Raw genomic sequence first — 15,969 nt, forward strand, 5'->3', positions numbered from 1 at the left:
CCGAACCTACCCGGTGAACCAGCGTCCGGACGGTCGCCGGCGCCGGTGCCGGCCGCCTGCCCGCGCCGTCCGCAGGGTTGGTGGCCCGCACTACATTGTGCGGGTGAGCACCCTGTGGCGTGGCGAGAAGATCTGGACCGGAACCGAATTCGTCACCGGCGTGTTGCTCGAGGCCGGACGCGTGGTCGCGAGCGGCGACGCCGAATCCCTTGCCGCACAGACCGTTTCGCAGATCGAGACATTGCCGGGTGCGCTCGTGGTGCCGGGTCTGCACGACGCCCACATCCATGCCGCGTCGCTGGCGCGGGTGCGCACCGAGGTCGACGTGCGTGGCTGTGCCGACGAGTTCGAAGCGGCCGAGCGGGTGGCGCGCTTTCTCGCGGCGAATCCGGGCACCGGTCTGGTGTGGGGCGGCGCGTGGGACGCGAACCAGTGGGGTGGTCGGCAGCCCCACCGGCGCACCCTCGACGTCGTGACGGGGCCGCGTCCGGTGGTGTTGGCGAGCGCCGACTACCACTCGCTGTGGGCGAACTCGGCCGCGCTGCGGCTCGTGGGTTACGGCCCGGAGACCACCGACCCGGCCGGCGGACGCCTCGAGCGCGACGCCGACGGTGAGCTCACCGGGGTGCTGCGGGAGACGGCCTGCACCGCCTTCGACGACCTGCCGATCGACGACGCCGACGCCCTGCCCGGCCTGATCGCGCAGACGATCGACGACCTGCTCGCGGTGGGGCTGACCGGCATCACCGAGATCGATCACGAGGACGCCCATGTGGCGCTGCGCGCGCTGCATGAGCAAGGTGCCCTGAAGATGCGGGTCAGCAAGGCGATCCGGCACGAAGACCTCCCGCTGGCGATGCAGCAGGGGCGCCGCACCGGCGAAGGCGACGACTGGATTCGAGTCGGGCCGCTGAAACTGTTCGCCGACGGCGCGCTCGGTTCGCACACCTGCCACATGACAGAGGCGTTCGCCGGTGAGGACGGGCACGACGGTGGACATGGCGTGCCGACGCTCACCCAGGAGCAGCTGAAGGTCTACACCGAGCTCGCGGTGCGAGCCGGCATCGCGGTGGCGACCCACGCGATCGGTGACCGTGCGGCGACCGAGGTGCTCGACGCGTACGAGCACGTGCTCGGGGCGACCGGCTCAGACCTTCGGCTGCGCATCGAACACGCCCAGCACCTGCGCCGGGCCGATCTGGCCCGAATGGCGCGGCTGGGTGTGGTCGCCTCGATGCAGCCGGTGCACTGCACCACCGACTTCCAGCTCGTGGATGCGTTGCTCGACGGCCACGACATCGTGTCGTACGGCTGGCGGTCGGCGCTCGACGCCGGGGTGCCGCTGGCGTTCGGGTCGGACGCTCCCGTCGAAGACCCGAATCCGTTCGTCGCCCTGCACGCGGCGGTCACCCGACAGCGCGTCGACGGCACTCCCGCCGGCGGCTGGCAGCCGCACGAGCGGGTGAGCATGATCGAGGCGCTGGCCGCCCACTCGCGCGGGGCCGCCTACGCAGCCGGTTGGGACGACGTGGGCACGCTCACCCCCGGCATGCTCGCCGACTTCGTCGCGGTCGACACCGATCTCATGGCGACGCCCGAGCGCGCACACGAAGCGCGGGCGCTGACAACGGTCGTCGGCGGCGAGAGGCGGTTCAGCCGCTGAGCGCAGCGGCCGCGGGGTCGAGTTCGGTGGTGTGCACGCTGCCGTTGTCGATCGCGAGGTGCCAGTCGAGTTGTCGGTGCGTGCGGCCGGCGAGCACCGCGAGGGCGACGCGCAGTGTGTCGCCGTGGGTGACGAGCACGAGGTAGTCGGCGGGCGCCGTCGCCAGTTCGGCCAGCAGCGCGCTCAGCCGGCGGTGCACATCGAGCAGGCTCTCGCCCCCGCCCCAGCGCACCTCCTCGACCGGCACGCCTTCGGGTGCGGGTTGCGCGGTCAGTTCGCGGGCGAGCCGCCCTTCCATCTCCCCCAGGGCCTGCTCCCGCAGCCGCACCTCGGTGCGCACCGGCAGATCGAGCGCGGCGCCGATGATCTGGGCCGTCTCCTGCGCGCGCACGAGGTCGCTGCTGACGATCTGCGCCGACTGCGCGCCGATCGCTGCGCGCAGCGTTCGCGCTGCCGCGAGCGCCTGGGTGCGGCCGAGCTCGGTGAGCGGCGGGTGCGGCGTCTGCCCCTGAATGCGCCCCTGCTCGTTCCACGTCGACCGGCCATGGCGGACGAGGTGGACGGTGGGCATGAGAACGATCGTAGACTCGTACCCCATGTCGGGGCTGCTGGTGACGGGAACGAGCTCGGACGCCGGAAAATCGTTGCTGGTCACCGGGATTCTGCGTGCCTGGGCCCGCCGCGGGGTGCGCGTCGCCCCGTTCAAGGCGCAGAACATGTCGAACAACTCGATGGTCTGTGCCGACGGCAGCGAGATCGGCCGCGCGCAATACCTGCAGGCCGAGGCGGCCGGTGTCGAGGCCACCTCGCTGCACAACCCGGTGCTGCTGAAACCGGGGTCCGACCGGCGCGCCTTCGTGGTGGTGCGCGGCCGCCCGGCCGGCGAGTTGCGGGCGGGCGAGTACGCCACCGGACGCGCCCACCTGCGCGAGGCGGCGTTCGCTGCGTACGAGGAGTTGGCCGCGTCCGTCGACGTAGTGGTGTGCGAGGGAGCCGGGTCACCGGCGGAGATCAACCTGCGCGCGGGCGACTATGTCAACCTCGGTCTGGCACGGCGGTTCGGCCTACCGGCGTTGCTGGTGGCCGACATCGACCGCGGCGGCGCGCTGGCCGCCACCTACGGCACCTGGGCGTTGCTCGACGACGCCGACCGCGCGGTGCTGCGGGCGTGGTGCGTCAACAAGTTCCGTGGTGACCGCTCGGTGCTCGACCCCGGCCTCGACACGATCGTCGAACGCACCGGCATGCCATGTGTCGGCGTGCTGCCCTGGCTCGACGACGTGTGGCTCGACGGTGAAGACGCCCTCTCCATCGGTCGCTGGAAACCCGCTGCAGCACAAGCACATTCGCTCACCGTGGCGGTCGTCCGCCTGCCGCGCACCTCGAACGCGACCGACGTCGACGCGCTGGCCGCCGAACCCGGTGTCGAGGTGCGCGTGACCACCGACCCGTCGTGGTGCCGGGAAGCCGACCTGTTGGTGCTGCCGGGTTCACGGTCGACGGTCAGCGATCTCGCCTGGTTGCGTTCGCGCGGGCTCGACGCGGTGGTCGACGAGCGGGTGCGCGAGGGTCGTCCGGTGCTCGGCATCTGCGGTGGCTACGAGATGTTGCTGGAGTCGATCGACGACTCGCTGGAAAGCGGCGACGGCGTCACTCCCGGCCTCGGGCATCTGCCTGGTGTGGTGCACTTCGCAGCCGACAAGGTGCTCGCCCGGCCGCACTCCTCCTGGCAGGGAAATGCGGTGTCCGGCTACGAGATTCACCACGGCATCGTCGAGGGCGTTGTCGACGAGGTGGTCGGCGATGACGGGTCGTTCCCGGGCGGCAGCGTGCGCGGCCCGGTGTGGGGCACGATCTGGCACGGCACCCTGGAGAACGACGCCTTCCGCCGGGCCTGGCTCACCGTGGTTGCGCAGCAGGCGGGCTCCACCTGGAGCCCGCAGCCCGGCCCGGGGTTCGCCGACCGCCGGACGGCGATGATCGACACGCTCGCCGACGCCGTGGAGCAACACCTCGATCTCGACCGACTGCTCGACCTCGCCCGACGGGAATCTCATGACCACTGACCCGATTCCGTTGCAGGTCAAGATCATCGGCATCGGTGCGGGCTCGCCCGGCCACGTCACCGCCGACGCCGCCGACGCCCTGCGCAGCGTCGACGTGTTCGTCGTGGCCGACAAGGGCGCCGCCACCGACGAGTTGCTGCAGGTGCGCCGCGCGATCCTCGACCGCTTCGTGCCCGACGGCGGCTACCGGTTCGTCGCGGTGCCCGACCCGAAGCGCGGCCCCGACGCCGGCCGTGATCGCGACGAGTACGGCGCCGCGGTGCGCGACTGGCACGCCGCGCGCGCCGACGCGTACGCCGCCGTGCTGGGCGAGTTGCCCGAGGGCACCGTGGTCGGTTTCCTGGTGTGGGGCGACCCGGCATTCTACGACAGCACGATCCGCGTGGTCGACGCCGTCGCCACCCGAATGCCGTTGCAGGTCAGCGTTTTTGCCGGAATCAGCGCCATCCAGGAGCTGGCCGCCGCGCACCACATCGTGCTGCACGAGATCGGCGAGCCGGTGCACATCACCACCGGACGCCGCCTGGCGGGCGAGTGGTCGCCCGACCTCGGCACCGTCGTGGTGATGCTCGACGGCGCGCTCGCCTGCCGCGACCTGGTCGAGCGGGCACCCGACCTGCAGATCCACTGGGGCGCCTACCTGGGAATGCCGCAACAGGAGCTGCGCTCGGGCCGGTTGGCCGACGTCATCGACGAGTTGGTAGCCACTCGCGCCCGGCTGCGCGAGCAGCACGGCTGGATCATGGACGTCTACGCGTTGCGCTGAGCCGTTCGCGCGCTGGTTCGCACCGTCGTCCGCCGCGCGGCCATGCCCTGCAGCACCATCCCCGCCGCGAGGCAGGCACCCACCCCTTCGCCGGCGCGCAACCGCAGTTGCAGCAACGGTTCGAGGCCGAGCCGCCGCAGCACGAGTCCGTGCGCCTTCTCCCGGCTGCGCTGTCCCGCAATGAGATACGCCTGCACCGAGGGTTCGATGCCGACAGCCGCGAGCGCGGCCACGCTGGTGGCGAGACCGTCGAGCACAACCGGTCGTCCGGCGCCGGCTGCGCCGAGCACCACCCCGGTCAGCACCGCGAACTCCGGTCCGCCGACCGCGGCGAGCATCCGGTGCACGTCGTCCGTGTCGCCCAGGCGGTCGATCGCCGCGGCCACCACTTCCGTCTTGCGGGCCACGATGTCGGCGTCGGCGCCCGATCCGAGCCCCACCACGTCGGCCGCGGCAGCGCCGGTGAGCGCGCAGGTGAGCGCGGCGGCCACCGTCGTGTTGCCGACCCCCACCTCGCCGAGGGCGACGAGTCCGGGGAGACCGGCGCCGAGCCGGCGTCCGGCGTCCATCAATCGGCGGACGTCGGCGGCCGACATAGCGTCGGTCGTCACCAGGTCGCCACGCGGGTCGTGCGGCCGCACGTCGACAGCGCCCTCGACGTGTGCCTCACCCACCCCGGCGTCGACCACCACGACGTCGAGCCCGGCGGCGCGGGCATGAGCGGCGCCCAGCGAACCTCCCCCGACCGCACTGGTGAGCACGTCGCGGGTCACCGACCGGTCGTAGGCACTGACGGCGTGGGCGGTCACCGGGTGATCGGCGCCGACGAGCACGAGCGTGCCCGTGTCGAGGTCGGGTCCGGCCGCGGCACGCACGAGGTTGAGCGCGCGATCGAGTGCGCCGAGGGCTTCGGGCGGGCTGAGCAGCCGGTCGGTGTCGTCGGTGCCGTCGACCCGGCGCCCCGGCGCGGGCCCGCGCAGATGCGAGGTCGGTGGCGCCGGCGGGGCTGAATCGTGGGGCCAGCGCTCCTGCAACACCACGTCGTCGAGCGGGGCCTTGCGCGACCACGCCGCGCGTTCGAGCCCGGGCGCGGGCGGACGCTCGTCGGGCCAGCCCACACACAGCCAGCCGAGGGTCACCACGCCGTCGGGCAGGTGCAGCAGGTCGGCGAGTTCGGCCTGGTCGAACAGCGTCACCCAGCCCACGCCGAGGCCGAGCGCGCGGGCGGTGAGCCAGAGGTTCTGCACCGCGCAGGCGCACGACCACAGGTCGGCGTCGGGGAAGGTGGCGCGCCCGAGCACCCCGGCCGCGGGGGTACGCCGGTCGCAGGTGACGACGACCCCCACGGGTGCCTCGCGCAGCCCTTCGAGTTTGAGGTCGAGCAGCCGCGCGGCCCGCTCAGAGGTCAGCTCGGACGCCTGCTCGAGCCGGGCCCGGTCGGCGAGATGCGCAGCGCGGTCACGGGTGGTCTGCGAGCGCACCACGATGAAGCGCCAAGGCTGCGAGTGGCCCACCGACGGCGCGCTGTGCGCGGCCTCGAGCACCTGCCGCAGCAGTTCGTCAGGCACCGGATCGGGTCGAAACCGTCGGATGTCGCGCCGTCCGCCGACCACTGCGGCGAGTGCGTCGACCACCTCGGGCGGCATCGCCCAGCCGGCGGGGTCGTCGCGGCGCTGCTGCGCCGAGGTCGGGTCGCCGACCAGCGGCACCGGGCGCTGCGGCGCTGACTGCTCGCTCATTCCTCGAGGTCGCCTTCGACCTCGAGGTAGACCTGCTGCAGTTGCGCCATGAGCTCGGGGTCGGGCTCCTGCCACAGCCCGCGATCGGCGGCCTCGGCGAGCTTCTCCACGATCGACTGCAACGCCCACGGGTTGGCATGCCGCATGAAGGCCTGGTTGGTGTCGTCGAGCACGTACTCGGTGGCCACCGACTCGTACATCCAGTCGGACACGACCGAGGCCGTGGCGTCGAATCCGAACAGGTAGTCGACGGTCGCGGCGAGCTCAAAGGCACCCTTGTAACCGTGCCGCTGCATCGCCTTGATCCAACGCGGGTTGACCACCCGCGACCGGAACACCCGGTTGGTCTCCTCCTGCAGCGTGCGGGTGCGCACGTTGTCGGGTGAGGTCGAATCGCCCACGTACGCCTCGGGATCGGCGCCGGTGAGCGCGCGGACGGTGGCGACCATGCCGCCGTGGTACTGGAAGTAGTCGTCGGAATCGAGGATGTCCGACTCACGGTTGTCGACGTTCTTGGCCGCAACCCGGATGCGCCGGTAGTTACGCTCCATGTCGCCGCGGGCCGGTGCACCGTCGAGTCCGCGTCCGTAGGCGTAACCGCCCCAGGTGGCATAGACCTCGGCGAGGTCCTTGTCGTCGCGCCAAGTGCCCGACTCCACCACCTGCAGGATGCCCGCCCCATAGGAGCCCGGCTTCGAGCCGAATATCCTTGTGCGAGAACGACGTTCGTCGCCGTGCTCGGCGAGATCGGCGGCCGCGTGCTTGCGCACGAAGTTCTGGTCGTGGGGTTCGTCGAGCCCGGCCACCAGCGCCACCGCGTCGTCGAGCATCGAGATCACGTGCGGGAAGGCGTCGCGGAAGAAGCCGGAGATGCGCACGGTGACGTCGATGCGCGGGCGGCCGAGTTCCTGCGGCGGCAGTGCCTCCAGGCCCACGACCCGGCGCGACTGCTCGTCCCACACCGGCACGACGCCGAGCAGCGCGAGCACCTCGCCGATGTCGTCGCCGCTGGTGCGCATCGCGGAGGTGCCCCACACCGACAGGCCCACCGATTCGGGCACCTCGCCGTGTTCGTCCCGGTAGCGCCGCACGAGCGACTCGGCCATCGCCGACCCGGTCTGGTAGGCCAGCCGCGACGGGATCGCCTTCGGGTCGACCGAGTAGAAGTTGCGGCCGGTGGGCAGCACGTTCACCAGTCCGCGCAGCGGCGAACCCGACGGGCCCGCCGGCACGTATCCGCCGTCGAGGGCGTGCAACACCATCGGGATCTCGCGCGTCGTCTGCTGCAGCCGGGGCACGACCTCCTCGCACCCGAACCGTAGGGACGCCGTCGCCGCCGGGTTCGGCTCACTGGTCACCTCGGCGACGATCCGCTCGACGTCCGCGGCGTTCCAGCCGGCCGCGGCGACCCGGGTGACGAGCGTGCGGGCCAGCTCTTCGACGCGGTCGGTCTGTTGCGACGTCGCGTCGTCGGTGAGCCCGAGCGCGTGCCGAAGACCGGGGATGCCGTCGCCGCGTCCGCCGAAGACCTGGCCGGCGCGCAGGATCGCGAGCACCAGGTTGATCAGTTCGTCGCCTTCGGGCGCCTGTCCGAGCACGTGCAGGCCGTCGCGGATCTGCACGTCCTTGATCTCGCACAGCCAGCCGTCGAGGTGCATCACGAAGTCGTCGAAGCTGTCGTCGTCGGGGCGTTCGCTCACTCCCAGGTCCTGGTCCATCCGGGCCGCCTGCAGCAGCGTCCAGATCTCGCCGCGCAGCGCCGGCGCCTTCGCCGGGTCCATCACCGACACGTTGCCGTATTCGTCGAGCAACTGCTCGAGTCGGGCGATGTCGCCGTAGCTCTCGGCGCGCGCCATCGGCGGCACGAGATGGTCGACGACGGTGGCGTGGGCGCGACGCTTGGCCTGGGTGCCCTCGCCCGGGTCGTTCACCAGGAACGGGTAGATCAGCGGCAGCGAGCCGAGCGCGGCGTCGGTGCCGCACGACGCCGACATCGCGAGGTTCTTGCCCGACAGCCACTCGAGGTTGCCGTGCTTGCCCACGTGCACCACCGCGTGGGCGCCGAACTCCTGCTCGATCCAGCGGTAGGTGGCCAGGTAGTGGTGGGTCGGCGGCAGGTCGGGGTCGTGGTAGATCGCGATCGGGTTCTCGCCGAAGCCGCGCGGCGGCTGCACCATGAGCACGACGTTGCCCGCCCGGATGGCGGCGCAGACGATCTCGCCGTCGGGGTCGCGCGAGGTGTCGACGTAGAGCTCGCCGGGCGCCTCGCCCCAGGTGTCCGTCATCGACTCCCGCAGGTCGGCCGGAAGCGTCTCGAACCAGCTGCGGTAGCGAGCGGCCGGGATGCGCACCTGTGCGCTGCTCACCTGCTCCTGGGTGAGCCAGTCGGGGTCTTGTCCACCGGCCGCGATCAGCGCGTGGATGAGCGCGTTGCCGGCGGTGGTGTCGAGCGCCTCGCCCTCCACCGCGGTCACGTCGTCGAGCCCGGGCAGCGCGCCGCGCGGGCCGAGGTCGTAACCCGCCTCGCGCATGGCCCGCAGCAGCCGGATCGTCGACACCGGGGTGTCGAGCCCGACCGCGTTGCCGATGCGGGAGTGCTTGGTCGGGTAGGCCGACAGCATGACTGCGATGCGGCGCTGCTCCGGTGGCGTGTGCCGCAGGCGCGCGTGCTTCACCGCGATGCCCGCCACGCGTACGCAGCGCTCCGGGTCGGCGACATAGGCGGGCAGCCCGTCGGCGTCGATCTCCTTGAACGAGAACGGAACTGTGATCAGGCGTCCGTCGAACTCGGGCACGGCCACCTGGGTGGCGACGTCGAGCGGCGACATGCCGTCGTCGGAGGCCGCCCACACCTCGCGGCTCCAGGTGAGGCACAGCCCTTGGATGATCGGGATGTCGAGAGCGGCCAGCGGACGCACGTCCCAGGTCTCGTCCTCGCCGCCCGCCTGGGCGTGCGCCGGCTTGGTGCCGCCCGCGGCCAGCACCGTCGTGACCAGGGCGTCGAGCGTGCCGAGCTCGGCGAGCAGGTCGTCCGGTGCGTCGCGCAACGACGCGGCGTGGATCGGCACCCCCACCCCGCCCGCGGCGTCCATGGCGTCGCAGAGGGCGTGGGCGTAGTCGGTGTTGCCGGCGGCGTACTGCGCCCGGTAGAAGAGCACGCCCACCCGAGGAGCACTCGGATTGGCCTGTGCTGCAGGGCGATCGAGCACACCCCAGGTCGGCAGCTCCTGCGGCGGCTCGAACTCGTCGCCGGTGAGCAGCAGGGTGTCGGACAGGAACGCGTGCAGGTTGGTGAGGTTGCCGGGGCCGCCGTTGACCAGGTAGCGGTGCACCTCGTTGACGACTCCGGCGGGCACCCGGCGCGACAGCTGCATCATCGCGGCGTTCGGGGTGAGTTCGCCGCCGAGCACGATCAGCGGCACCCGTTCGCCGAGCACACGGATCTCGTCGTCGACGTCGTCGGGGCTGCCGAGGATGCGGGCGATCACGATGTCGGCGCCCTCGACCGCGGGGCCGATCGGGGTGCGGGCGGGGTTGGCCCAGGCGAACTCGGAGCCGCTGGCGCGCGCGCTCAGCAGATCGGTGTCGGACGTGGACAGCAGGGCGATACGCGCCATCGGCGAAACTCCTTCGCGGGGTCCGCGCCCCGGAACGATCGGGACCGATCACGATCGGATCGGCCGGCTCCGCAGGCGTTCCTGACTCACCCTTCGGGGTTCACAGTGGCGGGACCGTCCCGGATTCGCACCGGGTTCCGTCTGCTGGGGCCGGGACGACCCTACCCCGACGGTCGCGGCGGTCTACCTGCGTATCCTCCACCGCGTGACCGTGCCCACCGATCGCTCCGGCGCCGACCGCTGCCCCGGCCTGCTGCGTCCGCACCTCGCCGACGACGGCGCTCTGGTGCGTCTCCGCCTGCCCGGTGGACGGCTGTCGACCGCCACGCTGCACCGGCTCGGCGACATCAGCAGTCAGCACGGCGCGCCCTTCGTGCAGCTCACCTCACGAGGCAACCTGCAGTTGCGTTCGTTGCCGAATCCGCTGACACCACAGCTCATTTCGCAGATCGAAGCGACCGGCTTGCTGCCGTCGGCGAGTCACGAGCGGGTGCGCAACATCATCGCCGACCCGTTCGACGAGACGCTGCCGCCACTGGTCGCCGCACTCGATGCGGCGCTGATCGCCGACCCGCTGCTCGCCGGGCTTTCCGGGCGCTGGCTGTTCGCCGTGGCTGGTCGCGAGGGGCAGGTGCTCGGCGAGCCCTACGACGTCGCGTTCCAGCGGCTGTCGGAGACCAGCGGCCGGCTGCTCGTCGGAGGCATGGGCGTCGACTGCGCACCCGAGGACGCCGTCGCAGCCATGCTCGACCGCGCTCGGTGCTTCCTGCTGGGCCGCGACGACGAGTCGCACTGGAACGTGCGCGACCTGCCGCCCGAGTCGCCGGCGTTCGCCGCCCTTGCCCCCATGGACATCGACGCCGCGCCGCCACCGACCCCCGGTCGCCACATGCCGGACGGCGCACGTCACGGTGCCTTCGTGCTCGGAGTTCCCCTGGGAATGCTCACGATCGAGCAGATTGATCTGCTGGGGCGGGTCGCCGACGAAGTCGTCGTAACGCCGTGGCGATCGATCGTCCTGCGCACCGGCGACACCGGTCTCGACGTATTCGAGGCCGGTGGTTTCGCGGTCGCGGCGCACTCGCCGTGGGCCACCCTGTCCGCGTGCGTCGGCGCGCCGTGGTGCCGACGCACCGACACCCCCACCGTTGAGCTCACCACCGCCGCGGCGGTCTCACTGCCGATCGACAGTCCCCGCACCCACGTGGTCGGGTGCGAGCGCGCGTGTGGCCGACCCGCCGGTGAGCACCGCCTCGTGATCGCGCCCCGAACCGTCCAGGAGATCCTGCCGTGAACCCCGATACGCCTGAGCCGCAGTCACTTCCGCCGACACGGCGGTACGACTACCTCACCGACGGACCGGAGATCTACCGCCGGTCGTTCGCGATGATCCGCGACCTCGCCGACCTGTCGGCGTTCCCGGTGCAGACCGAGCCGGTCGTCGCGCGGGTGGTGCACGCGGCCGGTGACCCCGCGGTGAGCGAGTGCGTGGCCGCCCACGACGACGTCGTGCGCGCGGCCCGTGACGCGCTACGCGCGGGTGCACCGATCTTCACCGACTCGGTGATGCTCGCCTCCGGCATCACCCGCACCCGCCTGCCCGCCGACAACGAGGTGGTGTGCACCCTGCGTGACGGGCGGGTGCCGGCTCTCGCGGGGCGGTGGAGCACCACCCGCGCGGCCGCTGCGGTGTCACTGTGGGGCGACCGGCTCGACGGCGCGGTCGTCGCCATCGGCAATGCGCCGACAGCGTTGTTCCATCTGCTCGAGTGGCTGTACGACGGCGGGCCGCGACCGGCAGCGATCGTCGGCATGCCGGTCGGGTTCGTCGGGTCGGCCGAGTCGAAGGTTGCGCTGGCCGAGCACCGGCTGGCCGACGGTCACGTCGTGCCCTGGATCACTGTGCACGGTCATCGGGGCGGATCGGCCATGGCCGCAGCCGCCGTCAACGCCCTCGCCTCGACCTCGGAGATCTGACATGCGTCCCGCCACAGCTGAATCCGGCCACCTGTACGGCGTCGGCGTCGGGCCGGGCGACCCCGGACTCATCACCCGCCGCGCGGCCGAGCTCATCGCGTCGGCCGAGGTGGTCGTCTATCACGCCGGCACCGGCCGCACCTCCAACGCGCGCGCCATCGCCGCCGACCTCATCCCGGCCGACGCGATCGAGGAGGAGTTGCGCTACCCGGTCACCACCGGCGCGGCCACCCATCCGGACGGCTACCACGCGCAGCTCGCGGAGTTTTACGACGAGTGCGCCGAGCGCCTCGCTGTTCATCTGGACGCCGGTCGGTCGGTGGTCGTGCTCGCCGAGGGCGATCCGATGCTCTACGGCTCCTACACCTACCTGCACGAGCGGCTGGCCGACCGCTACCCGACCGAGGTGGTGGCCGGCGTTCCCGCCTTCGCCGCCGCGACTGCCGTTGCCGCCGAGGCGATCTCGCGGCACGAGGATGTGCTCACCGTGCTGCCCGGCACCCTCCCCGTGCCGGAGCTTGCGCGCCGCTTGGCCGACAGCGACGCAGCCGTTGTGATGAAGCTCGGCCGCACCTTCGCCGGAGTGCGCGAAGCGCTGCGCCAGGCGGGCGTGCTCGACCGCGCCGTCTACGTCGAACGCGCTTCCCGCGGGGGTCAGCGGGTGTTGCCCGTGGCCGACGTCGACCCGGCGACCGTGCCGTACATGTCGCTGATCTTGGTGCCCGGGCTCGACCGTCGGGCCGACTCCGCGGGGCGGGCCGCCACCGCACAGGCCGAGCCCGCGTCCGGCACCACACCCGGCACCGTGCACGTCGTCGGTCTCGGCCCCGGCCCCGACCGCTGGCTCACTCCTGAGGTGGCCGAGTTGCTCGGGCGGGTCGACCACGTGGTGGGCTACGCGCCGTACGTCGATCGCGTGCCGCAACGCGAGGGCCTCACCCGTCACGCCAGTGGCAACACGGTTGAGGTCGAACGTGGCCGGCTGGCCCTCGACCTCGCCGCCCGCGGCGACGAGGTGGCCGTGGTGTCCGGCGGCGACGCCGGGGTGTTCGGCATGGCGTCGGCGGTGTTCGAGGCCGCCGAGCACGCGCTGGCCGACGACCCGCACTACGCCCAGGTGCCGGTGCAGGTGTCTCCCGGCGTCTCGGCCGCGCAGGCCGCCGCCGCGCTCGTGGGTGCGCCGCTCGGCGCCGACTTCGCGATCATGTCGCTGTCCGACCGGCTGAAGCCGTGGCAGGTGGTGGCCGACCGGTTGCGCGCCGCGGCGTCCGTCGACCTGGTCATCGCGCTCTACAACCCGCGCTCGCTCAGCCGTCCGGAGCAGTTGTTCGCAGCCCGCGACGTGCTGCTCGAGGTGAAAGACCCGTCGACCGTCGTCGTGGTCGCGCGCGACGTCGGCAGGGCGCAGCAGTCGGCCACCGTCACCACGCTCGGCGAGTTCGACCCCGCCACCGTCGACATGAAGTGTCTGGTGATCGTCGGCTCCTCGAGCACCCGCGTGTCGCCCACCGGACACGTGTGGACCCCGCGCTACGTGGAGTGAGTTCAGCCGCGGGCGTGCACCAACCCGACCAGGTCGTCGGCGGTGCGCGGACGGTCGACGGCGAGCAGGTCGAGCCCCAGCGCCGCGCCCACCCGCACGACGGCCGGCACGGCCACCCGCGAGGCGGTGAGGGCGTCGGCGTCCGACATCACCTCGGCGCACGAACCCTGTCGAATTCCGCCCTGCTGCAGCAGCACCACGTCGTCGGCCCACGCCCAGGCGAGGTCGCTGTCGTGGGTCGACACCACCACGGTGGTGCCGGCCCGTTCGAGCCGGGCGAGTGCGTCGAGGGCATCACGCACCCCGACGTCGTCGACCCCCGCCGTTGGCTCGTCGAGCAGCATCACCGCCGGACGCATCGCCATCGCCCCGGCGAGCGCCACCCGTTTGCGTTGCCCGTAGGACAGGTGATGCACCGGCCGGTCGGCGAGCGGCAGCAGGTCGAGCAGCGCGAGCGCCTCCTCCACCCGGGCGCGCACCTCCGGCACCGGCAGGCCGAGGTTCATCGGGCCGAAGGAGACGTCGCGCCGCACGTCGGCGCTCACCAACTGGTCGTCGGGGTCTTGCCCCACGAACTGCACCCGCTGCCGGTGCTCGTTCAGTCGAGATCGGCTGTGCTGCAACGGTGTTCCGTGCCAGAGCACCTGCCCTGCCGTCGGACGCAGCGCTCCGGCGAGCGTGCGCAGCAGCGTGGTCTTGCCCGACCCGTTGGCACCGAGCACCGCGATCCGGCGGCCGGCGCGCACCTCGACGGTGGCGTGGTCGAGCACCTCCGGAGCGCCGGGGTAACCGACGTCGACCCCCTGCAACGCCAGCACCGGCGGCTGCGATCGGTCGCTCATCGCAGCACCACCGACGCCGCCGCAGCCACGGCGACGACCGCCACCGACGAGCCGACGAAGGGCCACGACACGGGTCGTTCGGGTGCCAACATGCGCAGCGACCCGCTGTAGCCGCGACCGGCCAGGCCGCGTTCGAGTCGTGCGGCGCGGTCCCAACCGTGCACGAGCGTGCGCACGAACAGTGCCGCGACCGACCGGCGCGCGCAGGCACCACGGGCGTAGCCGAGTCGGGCCGCCTGCGCCTCTCGGGTGCGGGTGAGCGTGGCCCCGAGCACGAAGATCAGCCGGTACATCGCGCCGGCCAGATCGAGCATCACCTCCGGCACCCGCAACCGCCGCAACGATTCGAAGACGTCGACGATCGGGGTGGTCGACGCGAGCAGCAATACCGCTGCGCTGCAACCGAATGCGCGTGATCCGATGAGCACGGCCGACGACACGCTGCGTTCGTCGACAGCCAAGGGCCCGGCGGTGAGCACCGGGTGCGGCACCGTGCCGACCGACACGACCACGCCGACCAGCCCGATGAGGGTGAAGATCAGCGGGCCGGTCCAGGCCGCCACGAAGGTGCGCCACGGCACCCGCGCCCAGGCCACCGCGGCAAGCAGCGCGAACAACCCGATGCCGATCGGCACGACGGGTGCCGTGGCCGACACCGCAACCAGCAGCAGCCCGCCCGACAAAACGGCCTTTTCCGCCACCGAGCGCGCACGCCAGCGGTTGGTCCAGGCCGCGTCGTCGAGGGCGAACCTCGTCACGCGCGTTTGCCCTTGCGCCGCTCGTGCAGCTTGCCCACGACGAACCCGAGCACGATGCCGCCGAGGGCGGCCTGCATCGCGAACAGCCCCGATTCCACCTCGCCGCCGGGGATGCGGAACGGCAGCTCGAACCACGGTCGGTAACCGCTGCTCTCGATCGCGGCACCGGCAGCGGCGTCGGTGCCGCCCTGGTCGCCGTGGCCGGCTCCGAGCATGAGTGCGACGACGAAGATCGCCACCACGGTGAGCACGATCGCCACCGTCACCAGATGCTTACGCACGACCCGCCACCTCCGGCTCGGCCGCGGGCTGTTCGGCGGCCGGCGCGAACACCGTCCGCAGCTGCTCGGGCGCCCAGTCGCGCAGCGCCCGGAACAACAGCACGCCCACGAGTCCTTCGATGACCGCCAGGGGCACCTGGGTGAGCGCGAAGATCGCAAGGAAGCGACCGAACGCACCGACGACGCCCGACCCCGGGTCGGGGTGGGCCAGCGCGAGCTGCGCCGAGGTGACGACGTACGTCGACAGGTTGGCGAGCGCGACACCGGTGAAGATCGCGATCCACGGGTGCACCCGGCGCAGCACCCGGAAGCAGAGGTAACCCATCCACGGGCCGGCGATGGCCATCGAGAAGACGTTCGCGCCGAGCGTGGTGATGCCGCCGTGCGACAGCAGCAGCGCCTGGAAGATCAGCACGACCGTGCCGAGCGCGGCCATCACCGGCGGCCGGAAGATGATCGCGCCGACACCGGTGCCGGTGGGGTGCGACGAGCTGCCGGTCACCGACGGCAGCTTGATCGCCGACATCAGGAAGGTGAACGCGCCCGACGCCGCGAGCAGCAGCTTCGATTCGGGGTCGTCGTCGACGATCTGTCTGATCCGGCGGACGCCGTGCACGACGAAGGGCGCGGACGCGGCCGTCCAGGCGAGACAGTGAAGGGGTGGCAGGAAGCCGTCGGCGATGTGCAATGCACCGCACCTCTCTCGGGATGACGCGT

13 protein-coding genes and 1 riboswitch are annotated in these 15,969 nt (G+C 72.0%); of the genes, 6 read left to right on the top strand and 7 right to left on the bottom strand.

What is annotated here, in order from left to right; translation table 11 throughout:
• The first annotated feature begins 103 nt into the window (after positions 1 to 103).
• Entirely contained in the window at positions 104 to 1,663 is a 1,560-nt protein-coding gene (locus DFJ65_RS02090; RefSeq protein ID WP_170143959.1) for an amidohydrolase, read from the top strand.
• On the opposite strand, the gene DFJ65_RS02095 is transcribed toward DFJ65_RS02090, so the two are convergent.
• Positions 1,653 to 2,234, bottom strand: a complete 582-nt coding sequence (locus DFJ65_RS02095) for a histidine phosphatase family protein (protein WP_115921592.1) — start codon at positions 2,232 to 2,234, stop codon at positions 1,653 to 1,655. The two genes, DFJ65_RS02090 and DFJ65_RS02095, sit on opposite strands and share 11 nt — an antisense overlap.
• Positions 2,235 to 2,259: 25 nt before the next feature.
• Between DFJ65_RS02095 and DFJ65_RS02100 the strand changes: the two genes are divergently transcribed.
• The gene (locus DFJ65_RS02100; RefSeq protein WP_115921593.1) at positions 2,260 to 3,729 is read left to right on the top strand and encodes a cobyric acid synthase; all 1,470 of its coding nucleotides are present in this window, start codon (positions 2,260 to 2,262) and stop codon (positions 3,727 to 3,729) included.
• Entirely contained in the window at positions 3,719 to 4,495 is a 777-nt protein-coding gene (gene cobF, locus DFJ65_RS02105; protein WP_115921594.1) for a precorrin-6A synthase (deacetylating), read from the top strand. The genes DFJ65_RS02100 and cobF overlap by 11 nt, the downstream gene beginning before the upstream one ends.
• On the opposite strand, the gene bluB is transcribed toward cobF, so the two are convergent.
• Positions 4,480 to 6,234: a 5,6-dimethylbenzimidazole synthase gene (bluB, locus tag DFJ65_RS02110; protein ID WP_115921595.1), complete on the bottom strand. Its 1,755-nt coding sequence runs from the start codon at positions 6,232 to 6,234 to the stop codon at positions 4,480 to 4,482. The genes cobF and bluB overlap by 16 nt on opposite strands.
• Complete coding sequence (gene cobN / locus DFJ65_RS02115) at positions 6,231 to 9,851, bottom strand: cobaltochelatase subunit CobN (protein ID WP_115921596.1); 3,621 nt, start codon at positions 9,849 to 9,851, stop codon at positions 6,231 to 6,233. Before cobN ends, bluB begins: the two co-directional genes overlap by 4 nt.
• Before the next feature lie 77 nt (positions 9,852 to 9,928).
• Positions 9,929 to 9,990, bottom strand: a riboswitch (cobalamin riboswitch).
• 66 nt (positions 9,991 to 10,056) lie between these two features.
• On the opposite strand from cobN, the gene DFJ65_RS02120 reads away from it, so the two are divergent.
• The 3 genes from DFJ65_RS02120 to DFJ65_RS02130 are packed head-to-tail and all read left to right on the top strand — an operon-like array spanning position 10,057 to position 13,371.
• The gene (locus tag DFJ65_RS02120) at positions 10,057 to 11,145 is read left to right on the top strand and encodes a cobalamin biosynthesis protein CobG (protein ID WP_245949922.1); all 1,089 of its coding nucleotides are present in this window, start codon (positions 10,057 to 10,059) and stop codon (positions 11,143 to 11,145) included.
• Positions 11,142 to 11,828 carry a precorrin-8X methylmutase gene (locus tag DFJ65_RS02125; RefSeq protein WP_115921598.1) on the top strand — a complete coding sequence of 229 codons (687 nt, stop codon included), beginning with the start codon at positions 11,142 to 11,144 and terminating at the stop codon, positions 11,826 to 11,828. The genes DFJ65_RS02120 and DFJ65_RS02125 overlap by 4 nt, the downstream gene beginning before the upstream one ends.
• A gap of 1 nt (position 11,829) precedes the next feature.
• The gene (locus DFJ65_RS02130; RefSeq protein WP_115921599.1) at positions 11,830 to 13,371 is read left to right on the top strand and encodes a precorrin-2 C(20)-methyltransferase; all 1,542 of its coding nucleotides are present in this window, start codon (positions 11,830 to 11,832) and stop codon (positions 13,369 to 13,371) included.
• A 2-nt stretch (positions 13,372 to 13,373) separates the two neighbouring features.
• Here DFJ65_RS02130 and DFJ65_RS02135 read toward each other — a convergent pair whose 3' ends face one another.
• Genes DFJ65_RS02135 through DFJ65_RS02150 form a run of 4 tightly spaced genes read right to left on the bottom strand, consistent with a single transcriptional unit; the run spans position 13,374 to position 15,940 of the window.
• Complete coding sequence (locus tag DFJ65_RS02135) at positions 13,374 to 14,213, bottom strand: energy-coupling factor ABC transporter ATP-binding protein (protein ID WP_115921600.1); 840 nt, start codon at positions 14,211 to 14,213, stop codon at positions 13,374 to 13,376.
• Positions 14,210 to 14,971 (bottom strand): cobalt ECF transporter T component CbiQ, encoded by a 762-nt coding sequence (gene cbiQ, locus DFJ65_RS02140; protein WP_170143960.1) that lies wholly within the window; start codon positions 14,969 to 14,971, stop codon positions 14,210 to 14,212. Before cbiQ ends, DFJ65_RS02135 begins: the two co-directional genes overlap by 4 nt.
• The gene (locus DFJ65_RS02145; RefSeq protein WP_115921602.1) at positions 14,968 to 15,252 is read right to left on the bottom strand and encodes an energy-coupling factor ABC transporter substrate-binding protein; all 285 of its coding nucleotides are present in this window, start codon (positions 15,250 to 15,252) and stop codon (positions 14,968 to 14,970) included. The genes cbiQ and DFJ65_RS02145 overlap by 4 nt, the downstream gene beginning before the upstream one ends.
• Positions 15,245 to 15,940: an energy-coupling factor ABC transporter permease gene (locus DFJ65_RS02150; RefSeq protein WP_115921603.1), complete on the bottom strand. Its 696-nt coding sequence runs from the start codon at positions 15,938 to 15,940 to the stop codon at positions 15,245 to 15,247. Before DFJ65_RS02150 ends, DFJ65_RS02145 begins: the two co-directional genes overlap by 8 nt.
• Positions 15,941 to 15,969: the final 29 nt, after the last annotated feature.

The sequence above is a fragment of the Calidifontibacter indicus genome, from assembly GCF_003386865.1.
Lineage (GTDB): Bacteria > Actinomycetota > Actinomycetes > Actinomycetales > Dermatophilaceae > Yimella > Yimella indica.